The following is a 15,192-nucleotide window of genomic DNA, read 5'->3' as shown; positions in this document are numbered from 1 at the left end:
CGGTTATGGACCAAAAACGTCTTACACACCTGCGGCAGCTCGAAGCGGAGAGTATCCATATCATCCGCGAAGTGGCCGCCGAGTTTTCTAACCCGGTGATGATGTACTCCATCGGTAAAGATTCCAGCGTCATGCTGCATCTGGCGCGTAAAGCGTTTTATCCGGGCACGCTGCCGTTCCCGCTGCTGCACGTGGATACCGGCTGGAAATTCCGCGAAATGTACGAGTTCCGCGACCGTACCGCGAAAGCCTACGGCTGCGAGCTGCTGGTGCATAAAAACCCGGAAGGGGTGGCGATGGGCATTAACCCGTTCGTGCACGGCAGCGCCAAGCACACCGATATCATGAAAACCGAAGGGCTGAAGCAGGCGCTGAACAAATACGGTTTTGACGCGGCCTTCGGCGGCGCGCGCCGTGACGAGGAGAAATCCCGCGCCAAAGAGCGTATCTACTCCTTCCGTGACCGCTTCCACCGCTGGGATCCGAAAAACCAGCGTCCGGAGCTGTGGCACAACTACAACGGCCAGATCAACAAAGGCGAAAGCATTCGCGTCTTCCCGCTCTCCAACTGGACCGAGCTGGACATCTGGCAGTACATCTATCTGGAAAACATCGAAATCGTTCCGCTGTATCTGGCCGCCGAGCGCCCGGTGCTGGAGCGCGACGGCATGCTGATGATGATCGACGACGATCGCATCGACCTGCAGCCGGGCGAAGTGATCAAACAACAGATGGTGCGCTTCCGTACCCTCGGCTGCTGGCCGCTGACCGGGGCGGTGGAATCCAGCGCGCAGACGCTGCCGGAGATCATCGAAGAGATGCTGGTGTCCACCACCAGCGAGCGACAGGGGCGCGTGATTGACCGCGACCAGGCAGGCTCCATGGAGCTGAAGAAACGTCAGGGTTATTTCTAAGGAGCCGCCATGAACACCACTATTGCTCAACAAATTGCCAACGAAGGCGGCGTGGAAGCGTATCTGCACGCGCAACAACACAAAAGCCTGCTGCGTTTTCTGACCTGCGGCAGCGTGGATGACGGGAAAAGTACCCTGATTGGCCGCCTGCTGCACGATACGCGCCAGATTTACGAAGATCAGCTCTCTTCCCTGCATAACGACAGTAAACGTCACGGCACCCAGGGTGAAAAACTCGACCTGGCGCTGCTGGTGGACGGCCTGCAGGCGGAGCGCGAGCAGGGCATCACCATCGATGTGGCCTACCGCTACTTCTCTACCGAGAAGCGCAAATTTATTATCGCCGATACCCCGGGGCACGAGCAGTACACCCGCAACATGGCGACCGGCGCGTCTACCTGCGACCTGGCGATCCTGCTGATGGACGCGCGTAAAGGCGTGCTGGATCAGACCCGTCGTCACAGCTTTATCTCGACGCTGCTGGGGATCAAACACCTGGTGGTGGCGGTCAACAAGATGGATCTGGTGAACTTCAGCGAAGAGAAGTTCGAGGAGATCCGCCAGAGCTATCTGACCTTTGCCGAACAGCTGCCGGGCAACCTGGATATTCGCTTTGTACCACTCTCGGCGCTGGAAGGGGATAACGTCGCCTCCCAGAGCGCGAACATGCCGTGGTACAGCGGTCCGACGCTGCTGGAAGTGCTGGAAACCGTTGAAATTCAGCGCGTGGTCGATACCCAGCCGATGCGCTTCCCGGTGCAGTACGTGAACCGTCCAAACCTCGATTTCCGCGGCTTCTCAGGCACCCTCGCGTCAGGCTCCGTGAAGGTAGGTCAGCGCGTCAAGGTGCTGCCATCCGGCGTTGAATCGACCATCGCCCGCATCGTCACCTTCGACGGTGACCTGCAGGAAGCGGGCGCCGGTGAAGCCGTAACGCTGGTGCTGAAAGACGAAATTGATATCAGCCGGGGCGACCTGCTGGTCGACGCGCAGGAAACGCTGGCGGCAGTGCAGGGGGCTTCCGTGGACGTGGTCTGGATGGCAGAACAGCCGCTGACCGCTGGCCAGAGCTATGACATCAAAATTGCCGGCAAGAAAACCCGCGCCCGCGTGGACGGTATTCAGTTCCAGGTGGATATCAACAACCTGACCCAGCGTGACGTCACCGAGCTGCCGCTGAACGGCATTGGTCTGGTCGATCTGACCTTCGACGAACCGCTGGTGCTGGATCCGTATCAGCAGAACCCGGTCACGGGAGGTCTTATCTTTATCGACAGGCTGACCAACGTTACCGTCGGGGCCGGTATGGTGCGCGAACCGATTAAACAGGCTGCCGCGACGTCTGAATTCAGCGCCTTCGAGCTGGAACTGAACGCGCTGGTGCGTAAACACTTTCCGCACTGGGGTGCACGCGATCTGCTGGGAGGCAAGTAATGGCCGCCCATGATGAGAACGTCGTCTGGCATCCTCATCCGGTCACCGTCGCCCAGCGCGAACAGCTCCACGGTCATCGTGGGGTTGTGCTGTGGTTTACCGGGCTGTCCGGCTCGGGTAAATCGACGGTGGCAGGCGCGCTGGAAGAGGCGTTGCATCAGCAGGGCGTAAGCACGTACCTGCTGGATGGCGACAACGTGCGTCACGGCCTGTGCAGCGATTTAGGGTTTAGCGACGATGACCGCAAAGAGAACATCCGCCGGGTGGGCGAAGTCGCCAGCCTGATGGCTGACGCCGGGCTGGTGGTGCTGACCGCGTTTATCTCTCCGCACCGCGCCGAGCGCCAGATGGTGCGCGAACGCGTGGGCCAGGATCGCTTTATCGAGGTGTTTGTCGATACGCCGCTGGAGATTTGCGAAGCGCGCGACCCGAAAGGGCTGTACAAGAAAGCGCGTGCCGGAGAACTGCGCAACTTCACCGGAATTGACGCGGTATACGAAGCGCCTGAATCGCCTGAAATTCACCTGGAAGGTCAACAATTGGTAACAAATTTAGTAAGCCAATTATTAGACCTGCTCAGACGGGACGATATTATCAGATCCTGAGGCGGTATCGTTCGGGAGCTGTCTTCCCGAACGATCAGTCACGGTCACAGGATTAGCTATGCGCAACAGTGAACATTACATCACCACCACCGGGTCGGAGCCGCTAGCGACCGACGACGAAACGACCTGGTCATTTCCTGGGGCCATCATTGGCTTCGTCTCATGGCTGCTGGCGCTTGGCATTCCGTTTCTCATCTACGGCGGCAACACGCTGTTCTTCTTTCTCTACACCTGGCCTTTCTTTCTGGCGTTGATGCCCGTGGCGGTTGTCGTCGGCATTGCGCTGCACTCGCTGCTCAACGGTAAGCTCCTGTACAGCACCGTGGTCACGATTGTGACGGTGGTTCTCATGTTTGGTCTGTTATTTTTGTGGCTCATGGGCTAACTTCAGCCATAATTCAAACCGTAACCAACTGTGTAACGATATTGAGCAGGACGATTCTGCGGAAAAAATGTGGTACATTTGCCCGCGATGTTGCGGCATCTCTGTTACCCCGGCGTAGTGCTCTGGGGAAGTCTTGGGATGATGATGCCGTTTTTCAGGGGGCAGGATGGGTAAACTAACGCTGCTGTTGCTGGCTTTGCTAATCTGGCTGCAATATTCGCTGTGGTTCGGTAAGAACGGACTGCACGACTATAGCCGGGTGAGCGATGACGTCGCGGCTCAGCAGGCAACAAACGCCAAACTTAAGGCGCGAAACGATCAACTCTTTGCTGAAATTGATGACCTCAATGGCGGGCAAGAGGCGATTGAGGAACGCGCACGCAATGAACTCAGTATGACTAAGCCGGGCGAAACCTTTTATCGTCTGGTTCCGGATGCGTCTAAACGCAATCAGGGCTCAGCACAAAACAATCGATAATCAGGCCCAGGATTACGACATGGCAGTAACTTTTTCGGACGTATGCGCCGTGGTGCCGGCCGCAGGTTTTGGCCGGCGCATGCAGACAGAATGTCCCAAGCAGTACCTCTCTATTGGCGATAAAACGATCCTCGAGCACGCCGTGGCGGCGCTGCTGGCGCACCCGCGGGTGACGCGTGTGATCATCGCTATCAGCCCTGGCGATGCGCGCTTCGCGCAGCTGCCGCTGGCAAATCATCCACACATTACCGTCGTTGACGGTGGCGCCGAACGCGCCGATTCCGTGCTGGCGGGCATTCAGGCCGCCGGAAACGCGCCGTGGGTGCTGGTACATGACGCGGCGCGTCCGTGCCTGCATCAGGACGATCTTGCGCGCCTGCTGGCGCTGAGCGAAACGAGCAAGGTTGGCGGGATTCTGGCCGCGCCGGTGCGCGACACTATGAAGCGCGCCGAGCCGGGCAAACAGGCTATCGCCCACACCGTCGATCGCGTCGATTTATGGCACGCGCTGACGCCACAATTTTTCCCCCGCGAATTACTCCACGGCTGCTTAACGCGAGCGCTTAAAGAAGGTGCGACCATCACGGACGAAGCCTCCGCGCTGGAGTATTGCGGTTTCCACCCTGAGCTTGTTGAAGGACGCGCTGATAATATTAAAGTGACGCGTCCGGAAGATTTACAGCTTGCGGAATTTTATCTTACCCGTTCGACCCATCAGGAGAAGGCATAATGCGAATTGGACACGGTTTTGATGTACACGCCTTTGGCGGAGAAGGCCCAATTATCATTGGTGGCGTGCGCATTCCCTATGAAAAAGGACTGCTGGCGCATTCTGATGGCGACGTGGCACTGCATGCGCTGACCGACGCGCTGTTGGGCGCTGCCGCGCTGGGCGATATCGGCAAGCTGTTCCCGGACACCGACCCGGCATTTAAAGGGGCGGACAGCCGCGAACTGCTGCGCGAAGCGTGGCGCCGCATTCAGGCGAAAGGCTACACCCTCGGCAACGTCGACGTGACGATTATTGCCCAGGCCCCGAAAATGCTGCCGCATATTCCGCAGATGCGCGTGTTTATTGCAGAAGATCTGGGCTGCCATATGGACGACGTGAACGTTAAAGCGACGACGACCGAGAAGCTGGGCTTTACCGGGCGTGGAGAAGGAATTGCCTGTGAAGCCGTGGCGCTGCTGCTGAAGGCGAGCAAATGACAGACTTCGACAACCTGACATACCTGCACGCTAAACCGCAGGGGAACGGGGTGCTGAAAGCCAGCCCGGAAGATTTCCTCGTGGTGGAGGATCTGGGCTTTGAGCCGGATGGCGAAGGCGAACATATCCTGGTGCGTATTCTGAAAAATGGCTGCAATACCCGCTTTGTGGCCGACGCGCTGGCAAAATTCCTCAAAATCCATGCCCGCGAAGTGAGCTTTGCCGGACAGAAAGATAAACACGCCGTCACGGAACAGTGGCTCTGCGCGCGCGTTCCCGGCAATACGATGCCTGATTTAAGCAAATTTGAGCTTGAAGGCTGTAAGGTACTGGAATTCGCCCGCCACAAGCGCAAACTGCGTCTGGGGGCGTTGAAGGGGAACGACTTTACGCTGGTGCTGCGTGAAGTGTCTCACCGCGAAGACGTTGAAAAACGTCTGAACGCGATCAGTGAACGCGGTGTACCGAACTACTTTGGCGCGCAGCGCTTTGGCATTGGCGGCAGCAACCTGCAGGGTGCGCTGCGCTGGGCGCAAAGCGATGCCCCGGTGCGCGACAGGAATAAACGCAGTTTTTGGTTGTCGGCGGCCCGCAGCGCGTTGTTTAATCAGATTGTGAGCGAAAGGCTGAAAAAACCGGACGCGAATCAAGTTGTTGTTGGCGATGCGCTACAATTAGCGGGACGCGGAAGCTGGTTTGTGGCAACGGCTGAAGAAATGGCCGATGTGCAGTCGCGCGTGGACGCAAAAGCGCTGATGATTACCGCCGCGCTGCCTGGTACGGGCGACTGGGGAACACAGGGCGACGCGCTGGCTGCCGAGCAGTTAGCCGTAGCGGATGCGCCAGAATTGCAATCCTTGCTGGTGCGGGAAAAAGTCGAAGCGGCACGCCGCGCGATGCTGCTCTATCCGCAGCAGTTAAGCTGGAACTGGTGGGATGACGTGACCGTCGAGTTACGCTTCTGGCTACCGGCAGGTAGCTTTGCCACCAGTGTTGTCAGGGAACTTATCAACACCTCGGGTGATTATGCGAATATTGCTGAGTAACGATGACGGTATCCACGCGCCAGGCATTCAGACCCTGGCGAAACACCTCCGCGAATTCGCGGACGTGCAGGTCGTGGCGCCCGATCGTAACCGCAGTGGAGCGTCTAACTCCCTGACGCTGGAGTCGTCGCTTCGCACCTTTACCTTTGAAAATGGCGATATTGCCGTGCAGATGGGCACGCCAACCGACTGCGTTTTTCTGGGCGTGAACGCGCTGATGCGGCCGCGTCCGGATATCGTTGTTTCCGGCATTAACGCCGGTCCTAACCTCGGCGATGACGTGATTTACTCCGGCACCGTGGCGGCCGCAATGGAAGGGCGCCATCTTGGATTCCCGGCGCTGGCGGTCTCGTTAAACGGCCACACGCACTACGACACCGCCGCCGCGGTGACCTGTTCGATCCTGCGGGCGCTCGGCCGCGAGCCGTTGCGTACCGGGCGCATCCTCAACATCAACGTGCCGGATCTTCCTCTCGATGAAATTAAAGGCATTCGCGTCACCCGTTGCGGAAGCCGACATCCTGCCGATCAGGTGATCCCGCAGCAGGATCCTCGCGGCAACACGCTTTACTGGATTGGCCCTCCCGGCGATAAGTGCGATGCGGGTCCGGATACCGACTTTGCCGCCGTGGAGGAAGGCTATGTTTCGGTTACCCCGCTGCACGTAGATTTAACCGCGTATAGCGCGCATGATGTGGTGTCGGGCTGGCTGGATCGCGCAGGAGTGAACGCGCAATGGTAAACAAACGTGTACAAACTCTTCTGGAACAACTCCGCGCGCAGGGGATCCGCGACGAGCACGTGCTTGAAGCGCTTGCTCAGGTTCCGCGTGAGAAATTTGTAGACGAGGCGTTTGAACACAAAGCGTGGGAAAACGTGGCGCTGCCCATCGGACAGGGCCAGACGATTTCGCAGCCTTACATGGTGGCGCGCATGACGGAGCTGCTGGAGCTGACGCCTGACTCCCGCGTGCTGGAGATTGGCACCGGGTCGGGGTATCAAACCGCGATCCTGGCGCATCTGGTTCATCATGTATGCTCCGTTGAACGGATTAAAGGTTTACAGTGGCAGGCGCGTCGTCGCCTGAAACAACTTGATTTACATAATGTTTCGACACGACACGGTGATGGATGGCAGGGTTGGAAGGCGCGCGCGCCGTTTGACGCGATCATCGTGACGGCGGCCCCGCCTGAAATTCCTGCGGCCCTGTTGTCGCAGCTGGATGAGGGGGGCATTCTTGTTCTGCCCGTCGGGGACGAGCAGCAGCTTTTGAAGCGCGTTCGTCGGCGCGGCGGCGAGTTTATTATCGACACCGTGGAAGCCGTGCGCTTTGTGCCTCTGGTAAAGGGGGAGTTGGCCTGAGACTCGGAATTATCCAGGGTTATTAAGGCAAATTCAGCGTATGGTGTGGCGCGAAAGATTCGTGCCATCACGGTAAATTTTAAGTCACTGGTAGTTAACACATTCCTGGGGGATAAATGAGCGCGGGAAGCCCTAAATTCACCATCAGCCGTGTTGCGGCATTATCACTGGTTTCGCTCTGGCTGGCAGGCTGTACAAGTTCTAATAACGCGCCTGCGCCCGTCAGTTCTGTCGGCGGAAACAGCGGCTCGGGTAACACGTCCGGCGGAATGTTGATCACTCCTCCGCCTAAAATGGGTACCTCTACAGCGCAACAAAATCCGCCAATCCAGCCGGTTCAGCGTCCAATGACGCAGCCGACGCAGATTCAGCCAGTGGAACAGCCTGTTCAGACCCAGAATGGCCGCATAGTCTATAACCGTCAGTATGGGAACATTCCGAAAGGCAGCTATACCGGTGGCAGCACCTATACCGTGAAACGCGGGGATACGCTGTTCTACATTGCGTGGATCACCGGGAACGATTTCCGTGACCTCGCGCAGCGCAATAACGTCCAGGCCCCATACGGTCTGGAAGTCGGGCAAACGCTCCAGGTTGGTAACGCGACGGGCACGCCGCTTACGCCTGGCAACACCGTTTCAGCGGCCGATGTGACGGCTCAAAATAACAGCGTTAAGCCTGCACAAAAATCCACCACGGTGGTTGCTTCACAACCTGTAATTACGTATTCTGAGGATTCAGGTGATCAGACTGCTAACAAAATGTTGCCGAATAATAAAGGGACTGCGACTGTTGTCACAGCACCGGTGACGGCACCTGTGGTTAGCTCTACTGAACCGACTGCCAGCAGTATGACCTCCAGTTCGCCAATCTCTGCATGGCGCTGGCCAACTGACGGCAAGGTTATCGAGAACTTCTCTTCCTCCGAGGGGGGAAATAAAGGGATCGATATCGCAGGGAGTAAAGGACAGGCTATCATCGCGACCGCAGACGGGCGCGTTGTGTATGCCGGTAACGCTCTGCGCGGTTACGGTAATCTTATTATCATCAAACATAACGATGATTACCTGAGTGCCTACGCCCATAACGACACAATGCTGGTCCGGGAACAACAAGAAGTTAAGGCGGGGCAAAAAATCGCTACCATGGGTAGCACCGGAACCAGTTCTACACGCTTGCATTTTGAAATTCGTTACAAGGGGAAATCCGTAAACCCGCTGCAGTACTTGCCGCAGCGATAATTTGACGGGGCATGCCAGCCAGGGTGTCTCGTTCAGGGATCACGGGTAGGAGCCACCTTATGAGTCAGAATACGCTGAAAGTTCATGATTTAAATGAAGACGCGGAATTTGATGAGAACGGAGTAGAGGCTTTTGACGAAAAAGCCTTAGTAGAAGAGGAACCCAGTGATAACGATTTGGCTGAAGAAGAGCTGTTATCGCAGGGTGCCACACAGCGTGTACTGGACGCGACTCAGCTTTACCTTGGGGAGATTGGTTACTCCCCACTGCTAACGGCCGAAGAAGAAGTCTATTTCGCACGTCGTGCTTTGCGTGGTGATGTCGCCTCGCGTCGTCGCATGATTGAAAGTAACCTGCGACTGGTCGTGAAAATTGCCCGCCGTTACGGCAATCGTGGTCTGGCTCTGCTGGATCTGATTGAAGAGGGCAACTTAGGTCTCATCCGCGCAGTTGAGAAGTTTGACCCGGAACGCGGGTTCCGTTTCTCAACCTACGCGACCTGGTGGATTCGTCAGACCATCGAACGGGCTATTATGAACCAGACCCGTACGATCCGCCTGCCGATTCACATCGTCAAAGAGTTGAACGTTTATCTGCGCACCGCGCGCGAGTTGTCCCATAAACTGGACCACGAGCCAAGCGCAGAAGAAATTGCCGAACAACTCGATAAACCGGTTGATGACGTAAGCCGTATGCTGCGTCTCAACGAGCGCATTACCTCCGTTGACACCCCGCTGGGTGGCGACTCCGAAAAAGCGCTGCTGGACATCCTGGCCGATGAAAAAGACAACGGTCCGGAAGACACCACGCAGGACGATGACATGAAGCAGAGCATCGTCAAATGGCTGTTCGAGCTGAACGCCAAACAGCGTGAAGTGCTGGCACGTCGTTTCGGTTTACTGGGGTATGAAGCTGCGACACTGGAAGACGTCGGCCGCGAAATTGGCCTGACCCGTGAACGTGTTCGTCAGATTCAGGTTGAAGGTCTGCGCCGCCTGCGTGAAATCCTGCAGGGGCAAGGTCTGAACATCGAAGCGCTGTTCCGCGAATAAGCAACCTTTCGTCAAAAAAGGCCCGTCGTGAGAGGGGCCTTTTTCTTTTGCGCTACGGCTTAGCCGTTTCGTGCAGCAGACGCCACACTATCCGATCGCCTTCCTGATTGAGCACCGCGGTTGACCAGCGCACGTTGACGGGCAGGTCCGGCCGGGTTTGCGTCTCCCGGTAGTGGAGCACCGCGCCACGATCCCAGCGCTGGATCGTGGATAATTCGTCAATGACGATCTTCAGTCCTGGACGGCTTCCGCGCTGGTTTTCCAGAAAACTGGCAAGACCGATATAGTCGATCTGAACGCCGCCCGGCGGGATCATCAGAAAATCCGGGCTGAAGCGGGCGAGCAGGGCGTCGGGATCTCCTTCACCTTTGCCTAACCAGTTTTCAAGCGCAATGTGGAGGTCGATAATGTCGTGTTCGAAAGGCGTCATGAATTCTCCTGTCGCAGCTGGGTGAGCACCTGCGTATTGTTAAGACGAAAAACGTACGGTACAGGCAGCAAGGTCATGCCTGCGGCAAAAATAAACATTCCGTGCCATGCGGCGAGCGGTGTCAGCCAGGTCTGCGCCAGGCTCAGCGCCTGCGCCAGCAGCAGGGCGCCGGCAAAAAAGCTCAGCTGACGATTAAGATTCCACAGCGCGCTGGCATCCGGCATCTCTTCCCGGCGCGTCGTCAGAAAAGCGCTGCTTTGAGCCGTACTGCTGCACAGGCTTCCCCCCGCGCCCATCAGGATAAACGCAGCGGCAGGCAGCAGCGTAGCCGAACTGACGTTAATCAAAAGCAGAATACCCGTCGCCTGCAGCAGGCAGCCGATGACGATCAGCGGTCGGGGGCCGATACGGTTAAAATAGCGTCCCGTTGCCGTGATGGCGATAAAGGATGCCACGGACCACGGCAGCATGAGCATCCCCGTTGCGGCTGGGCTCATGTTCGCCACGTGCTGAAGATAAAACATGCCCGTGACGTTCACCCCAATAAACATGCCGGGTACGCAGAGATAGACAAGCATGGAAAAACGCAAAAGCGGGTCCGCGAGCAACGACAGGTTTAACAGTCTGGCCGCATTCATCGCGGGCATTTCGTGTTTAAGCCACAGGCAGGCCAAAACAAAGGTCACGATAGCGACCGGTAGCGTGGCGAAAAATATCCATCGCCAGCTGAGCGTCTGCACCAGCAGTCCTCCGATAGCAGGAGAGCATGCCGGGGCAAGCAACGCCACCAGCATCACCGCCGAGGAGAGTCGGGCACGCTCGTGAGGCTTAAACTGTTGCCAGGTCAGCGCCTGTCCGACGGGGATCAGTAAGCCCCCTCCCACGCCCTGGAGTACTCGCCAGGCGATCAGACTTTCAAGCGTTGCAGACAGGCCCGCCGCAGCGGAGGCTGCGCTGAACAGAAAAAGCGAGAGCAGGATGACTCGCTTTGGCCCGATGCGGCGCGTGAGCACGCTGCTAAACGGGATCACCAGCGTCAGGCCGGCAATGTACCCGTTACTGACCCAGGCAAGGGCTGAAGGCGTGGTGTTAAAGGCGTGAGCCATTGCCGGGAAGGCGACGCTGGCAATGAACATGTTGATCAAATCAAGAAAAAAGCCCAGCAGGTAAACAACGGCGACTTTGCTGCGATACGTCATGGTGGATCCTCCGGTGAGGTGGCGTATCGTATCGATCCGGGAAGAACGGATAAACCTGACAAAGCGCGATATACTGTCAAAAATATTTTGACAGTAAAAGGCGTGATGATGATTAACCTGCAGCGGGCGCAGATGTTTGTCGCGGTGGCCGATACCGGCAGTTTCACTGCCGCAGCCGAGGCAATGGGGCTGACAAAAGCCGTGGTCAGCTTCAATATTCGCCAGCTTGAAGATGAGCTGGGCGTTACGCTGCTGCTGCGCTCCACCCGCCGTCTGACGTTAACCGAGGCGGGCGCGCTTTTTCATCAACGCAGCGTGGCGCTTCTGAAGGATGCGGAACGGCTGCAGGAAGATGTCCGCGCGAATCATGCGGGGCTCACTGGCGAACTGCGGATCACGACGACGCCCGAGTATGGCTCACAGGTGGTGGTGCCGCTGCTGGCCAGGTTTAGCCAGCAACACCCGGATCTTCGCGTGCGGCACGTTTCGTCCTCCCTGCACGCCGACCTTATCTCGGAGCGCTTTGACGTAGCTATCCGGCTGGGAACGCTTGCCGATTCGCGCAACCACGCCGCGCTGATTTCGCACTTCTCGATTCTCCCCGTCGCGACGCCCGGGTGGCTCGTTAACCATCCGATCGAAACGCTTGCGCACCTTGCCAACGCCGACTGGATTATTCACGAGCGCCTGGCCTCGCCGCTGCGCTGGCAGGTGAAGGATGCCAGCGGTGCGCCTGAAACGCTGGAGATAAAAAAAGCGCCGCGCCTGTTTGCCGACAGCGCGCAGGCTCTTATGGCCTTTGCACTTGCTGGCGGAGGCGTGGCGTTACTGCCGGAATGGCTGGCGCGCGATGCGCTTGATGCGGGAAAACTGGTCCCGGTTTTACCGGGATATACCTTTGCGCAGCAGGGCATCTATGCGGTTTATCCCGATGCCCGGCACGTGTCGGCGAAGGTGCGCACGTTTATCGATTTTATGCGCACCAGCGTGAATTAATCGTGCATCATCTTTTTGATGAGCGCAGAGAACTGCTCGCGCTCGGCCTTGTTAAGACGTCCTAAAAACGCCTCATCCACCTCGTTGCCAACCGGTTTACAGCCCGCAAGCAGGGCTTCACCTTCTGGGGTCAGGAAGACAAACCGGCGGCGCTTGTCGGCCGGATCGTGCTCGCGTTTCACCAGCCCGCGCGCCTCCATGCGGCTGAGCATCTCCGCCAGGGTTGCTTTCGTGCTGACCGCCACTTCGGTCAACGCCACCTGTTCAATACCCGGATGCTCGGCAATAGAGCGCATCACCGCATACTGTGGCTTGGTCAGTTCCGGTAAGGCATGTTGCCACTGCGCGGTATGCTGTTGAAAAAGCTGACGTAACAGGTGGAACGCCTCTTGTCTTAGTTCCATGAACACTCCGACGGAAAAAATCTCTCCCCTATGATAGCCGCTATTGCTCTCAATTTTAACGCGGCATCTTTTAGCCATTCGTGTGATCGTATACGAACGATCTTGTCAGGTAAACGATCCTGGAGTAGCTTATTTATAATGTTCGTACACGAACAAAATATTGAGGTGATGAATGAGATTGATAGTGGGAATGACGGGGGCAACGGGCGCACCGCTGGGCGTGGCGCTGCTGCAGGCGCTGCGGGAAATGCCGGAGGTGGAGACGCATCTGGTCATGTCTAAGTGGGCAAAAACCACCATTGAGCTGGAAACGCCCTACACCGCGCAGGACGTTGCTGCCCTGGCTGACGTTGTCCACAGTCCGGCTGACCAGGCCGCCACCATCTCCTCCGGCTCGTTTCGCACCGACGGCATGATCGTCATTCCCTGCAGCATGAAAACGCTCGCGGGGATCCGCGCGGGCTACGCCGAAGGGCTGGTGGGACGCGCGGCTGACGTGGTGCTGAAAGAGGGGCGCAAGCTGGTGCTGGTTCCGCGTGAAACGCCGCTCAGCACCATTCATCTTGAGAACATGCTTGCACTTTCCCGCATGGGCGTGGCGATGGTGCCGCCCATGCCTGCGTATTACAACCACCCACAAACCGCAGATGACATTACCCAGCACATCGTGACCCGCGTGCTCGATCAGTTCGGGCTGGAGCATAAAAAGGCGCGCCGCTGGAACGGGCTGCGGGAGGCGAAACATTTTTCACAGGAGAATAAAAATGGCATTTGATGATTTGAGAAGCTTCCTGCAGGCGCTCGATGAGCAAGGGCAGCTGCTGAAAATTGAGGAAGAGGTTAACGCCGAGCCCGATCTGGCGGCGGCAGCCAACGCGACCGGCCGCATTGGCGACGGCGCGCCCGCGCTGTGGTTCGACAACATTCGTGGCTTTACCGATGCCCGCGTGGTGATGAACACCATCGGCTCCTGGCAGAACCACGCCATTTCGATGGGGCTCCCTGCGAACACCCCGGTAAAAAAACAGATCGACGAATTTATCCGCCGCTGGGATAAATTTCCCGTCACGCCGGAGCGCCGCGCCAACCCGGCCTGGGCGCAGAATACGGTGGACGGTGAAGACATTAACCTGTTCGATATCCTGCCGCTGTTTCGTCTGAACGACGGTGACGGCGGTTTTTATCTCGATAAAGCGTGCGTTGTCTCGCGCGATCCGCTCGACCCGGACAACTTCGGCAAGCAGAACGTCGGGATCTACCGCATGGAAGTGAAGGGTAAGCGCAAGCTCGGCCTGCAGCCTGTTCCGATGCACGATATCGCCCTGCATCTGCACAAGGCGGAAGAGCGCGGTGCAGACCTGCCGATTGCGATTACGCTGGGCAACGACCCGATCATCACCCTGATGGGCGCCACGCCGCTGAAATACGATCAGTCCGAGTATGAAATGGCCGGCGCGCTGCGTGAAAGCCCGTACCCGATTGCCACCGCGCCGCTGACCGGCTTCGATGTGCCGTGGGGTTCTGAAGTGATTCTGGAAGGAGTGATTGAAGGCCGCAAGCGGGAAATCGAGGGGCCGTTTGGCGAGTTTACCGGACACTATTCCGGTGGCCGTAACATGACGGTGGTCCGTATCGACAAAGTCTCTTACCGCACCAGGCCGTTTTTCGAATCCCTTTACCTCGGCATGCCGTGGACCGAGATTGACTATCTGATGGGACCAGCCACCTGCGTGCCGCTCTACCAGCAGCTGAAAGCGGAATTCCCGGAAGTGCAGGCGGTGAACGCGATGTACACCCACGGTCTGCTGGCGATTATCTCCACCAAAAAACGCTACGGCGGTTTTGCCCGCGCGGTCGGTTTACGCGCCATGACCACGCCGCACGGCCTCGGCTACGTGAAGATGGTAATTATGGTGGATGAGGATGTCGATCCGTTCAACCTTCCGCAGGTGATGTGGGCGCTGTCGTCGAAAGTGAACCCCGCAGGCGATCTGGTGCAACTGCCGAACATGTCGGTCCTTGAACTCGATCCCGGTTCCAGCCCGGCTGGCATTACCGACAAACTGATTATCGATGCCACCACGCCTGTCGCGCCGGACACACGGGGCCACTACAGCCAGCCGGTACAGGATCTGCCTGAAACCAAAGCCTGGGCAGAAAAACTGACCGCGATGCTGGCAGCACGTCAATAAGGAGGAAAAGATGATTTGTCCACGTTGTGCCGATGAGCATATTGAAGTGATGGCGACGTCGCCGGTAAAAGGGGTCTGGACCGTTTACCAGTGCCAGCATTGTTTGTATACCTGGCGCGATACCGAACCGCTTCGCCGTACCAGCCGCGAGCATTACCCGGAAGCGTTCCGCATGACGCAGAAGGATATTGACGAGGCGCCGCAGGTGCCGACAATTCCGCCGCTGCTGTAAAAAAAAAGCCCGG

General features: G+C 57.7%; 19 protein-coding genes. 16 read left to right on the top strand and 3 right to left on the bottom strand.

What is annotated here, in order from left to right:
• The first annotated feature begins 5 nt into the window (after nucleotides 1–5).
• From cysD to rpoS, 12 genes are all read left to right on the top strand, one after another.
• Nucleotides 6–914, top strand: a complete 909-nt coding sequence (gene cysD, locus SPH27_RS18970) for a sulfate adenylyltransferase subunit CysD (RefSeq protein WP_010434549.1) — start codon at nucleotides 6–8, stop codon at nucleotides 912–914.
• A 9-nt stretch (nucleotides 915–923) separates the two neighbouring features.
• Nucleotides 924–2,348: a sulfate adenylyltransferase subunit CysN gene (gene cysN, locus SPH27_RS18965; RefSeq protein WP_023308996.1), complete on the top strand. Its 1,425-nt coding sequence runs from the start codon at nucleotides 924–926 to the stop codon at nucleotides 2,346–2,348.
• The gene (gene cysC, locus SPH27_RS18960) at nucleotides 2,348–2,953 is read left to right on the top strand and encodes an adenylyl-sulfate kinase (RefSeq protein ID WP_010434543.1); all 606 of its coding nucleotides are present in this window, start codon (nucleotides 2,348–2,350) and stop codon (nucleotides 2,951–2,953) included. Before cysN ends, cysC begins: the two co-directional genes overlap by 1 nt.
• Nucleotides 2,954–3,011: 58 nt before the next feature.
• Nucleotides 3,012–3,338, top strand: coding sequence for a DUF3561 family protein (locus SPH27_RS18955; protein ID WP_008499610.1), 327 nt, complete (start codon nucleotides 3,012–3,014; stop codon nucleotides 3,336–3,338).
• Nucleotides 3,339–3,504: 166 nt separating this feature from the next.
• Nucleotides 3,505–3,816 (top strand): cell division protein FtsB, encoded by a 312-nt coding sequence (ftsB, locus tag SPH27_RS18950; RefSeq protein WP_008499609.1) that lies wholly within the window; start codon nucleotides 3,505–3,507, stop codon nucleotides 3,814–3,816.
• Nucleotides 3,817–3,835: 19 nt separating this feature from the next.
• The gene (ispD, locus tag SPH27_RS18945; protein ID WP_182071560.1) at nucleotides 3,836–4,546 is read left to right on the top strand and encodes a 2-C-methyl-D-erythritol 4-phosphate cytidylyltransferase; all 711 of its coding nucleotides are present in this window, start codon (nucleotides 3,836–3,838) and stop codon (nucleotides 4,544–4,546) included.
• Nucleotides 4,546–5,025 carry a 2-C-methyl-D-erythritol 2,4-cyclodiphosphate synthase gene (gene ispF, locus SPH27_RS18940; protein WP_029741541.1) on the top strand — a complete coding sequence of 160 codons (480 nt, stop codon included), beginning with the start codon at nucleotides 4,546–4,548 and terminating at the stop codon, nucleotides 5,023–5,025. Before ispD ends, ispF begins: the two co-directional genes overlap by 1 nt.
• Nucleotides 5,022–6,071, top strand: coding sequence for a tRNA pseudouridine(13) synthase TruD (gene truD / locus SPH27_RS18935; RefSeq protein ID WP_048979258.1), 1,050 nt, complete (start codon nucleotides 5,022–5,024; stop codon nucleotides 6,069–6,071). The genes ispF and truD overlap by 4 nt, the downstream gene beginning before the upstream one ends.
• Nucleotides 6,052–6,813, top strand: a complete 762-nt coding sequence (gene surE, locus SPH27_RS18930) for a 5'/3'-nucleotidase SurE (RefSeq protein ID WP_023333225.1) — start codon at nucleotides 6,052–6,054, stop codon at nucleotides 6,811–6,813. Before truD ends, surE begins: the two co-directional genes overlap by 20 nt.
• Entirely contained in the window at nucleotides 6,807–7,433 is a 627-nt protein-coding gene (locus tag SPH27_RS18925) for a protein-L-isoaspartate(D-aspartate) O-methyltransferase (protein ID WP_023333224.1), read from the top strand. Before surE ends, SPH27_RS18925 begins: the two co-directional genes overlap by 7 nt.
• Before the next feature lie 116 nt (nucleotides 7,434–7,549).
• Nucleotides 7,550–8,674 carry a murein hydrolase activator NlpD gene (nlpD, locus tag SPH27_RS18920; protein ID WP_033146405.1) on the top strand — a complete coding sequence of 375 codons (1,125 nt, stop codon included), beginning with the start codon at nucleotides 7,550–7,552 and terminating at the stop codon, nucleotides 8,672–8,674.
• A gap of 59 nt (nucleotides 8,675–8,733) precedes the next feature.
• Nucleotides 8,734–9,726, top strand: a complete 993-nt coding sequence (rpoS, locus tag SPH27_RS18915; RefSeq protein WP_008499600.1) for an RNA polymerase sigma factor RpoS — start codon at nucleotides 8,734–8,736, stop codon at nucleotides 9,724–9,726.
• 52 nt (nucleotides 9,727–9,778) lie between these two features.
• Here the strand turns inward: rpoS and SPH27_RS18910 are convergent, their stop codons facing one another.
• A complete protein-coding gene (locus SPH27_RS18910; protein ID WP_039263358.1) occupies nucleotides 9,779–10,156 on the bottom strand; it encodes a DUF4440 domain-containing protein in 378 nt (125 codons plus the stop codon).
• Nucleotides 10,153–11,355, bottom strand: coding sequence for an MFS transporter (locus SPH27_RS18905; protein WP_182071561.1), 1,203 nt, complete (start codon nucleotides 11,353–11,355; stop codon nucleotides 10,153–10,155). Before SPH27_RS18905 ends, SPH27_RS18910 begins: the two co-directional genes overlap by 4 nt.
• A 108-nt stretch (nucleotides 11,356–11,463) precedes the next feature.
• Between SPH27_RS18905 and SPH27_RS18900 the strand changes: the two genes are divergently transcribed.
• Nucleotides 11,464–12,351, top strand: a complete 888-nt coding sequence (locus tag SPH27_RS18900) for a LysR family transcriptional regulator (RefSeq protein WP_182071584.1) — start codon at nucleotides 11,464–11,466, stop codon at nucleotides 12,349–12,351.
• On the opposite strand, the gene SPH27_RS18895 is transcribed toward SPH27_RS18900, so the two are convergent.
• Entirely contained in the window at nucleotides 12,348–12,755 is a 408-nt protein-coding gene (locus SPH27_RS18895) for a MarR family winged helix-turn-helix transcriptional regulator (protein WP_023308984.1), read from the bottom strand. The two genes, SPH27_RS18900 and SPH27_RS18895, sit on opposite strands and share 4 nt — an antisense overlap.
• A 172-nt stretch (nucleotides 12,756–12,927) precedes the next feature.
• On the opposite strand from SPH27_RS18895, the gene SPH27_RS18890 reads away from it, so the two are divergent.
• Genes SPH27_RS18890 through SPH27_RS18880 form a run of 3 tightly spaced genes read left to right on the top strand, consistent with a single transcriptional unit; the run spans nucleotide 12,928 to nucleotide 15,179 of the window.
• The gene (locus SPH27_RS18890; RefSeq protein WP_048979262.1) at nucleotides 12,928–13,530 is read left to right on the top strand and encodes a non-oxidative hydroxyarylic acid decarboxylases subunit B; all 603 of its coding nucleotides are present in this window, start codon (nucleotides 12,928–12,930) and stop codon (nucleotides 13,528–13,530) included.
• The gene (locus SPH27_RS18885) at nucleotides 13,520–14,947 is read left to right on the top strand and encodes a non-oxidative hydroxyarylic acid decarboxylases subunit C (RefSeq protein WP_182071562.1); all 1,428 of its coding nucleotides are present in this window, start codon (nucleotides 13,520–13,522) and stop codon (nucleotides 14,945–14,947) included. The genes SPH27_RS18890 and SPH27_RS18885 overlap by 11 nt, the downstream gene beginning before the upstream one ends.
• A gap of 10 nt (nucleotides 14,948–14,957) precedes the next feature.
• On the top strand, nucleotides 14,958–15,179 hold the full coding sequence (locus tag SPH27_RS18880) for a non-oxidative hydroxyarylic acid decarboxylases subunit D (RefSeq protein WP_003862116.1): 222 nt from the start codon (nucleotides 14,958–14,960) through the stop codon (nucleotides 15,177–15,179).
• The last annotated feature ends 13 nt before the right edge of the window (nucleotides 15,180–15,192 follow it).

Origin of the sequence: Enterobacter sp. A103 (assembly GCF_034427535.1) — a bacterium.
GTDB lineage: Bacteria > Pseudomonadota > Gammaproteobacteria > Enterobacterales > Enterobacteriaceae > Enterobacter > Enterobacter asburiae_B.
Note: the sequence above shows the minus strand (reverse complement) of the source record. Positions and strands in the feature narration are given on the sequence as shown.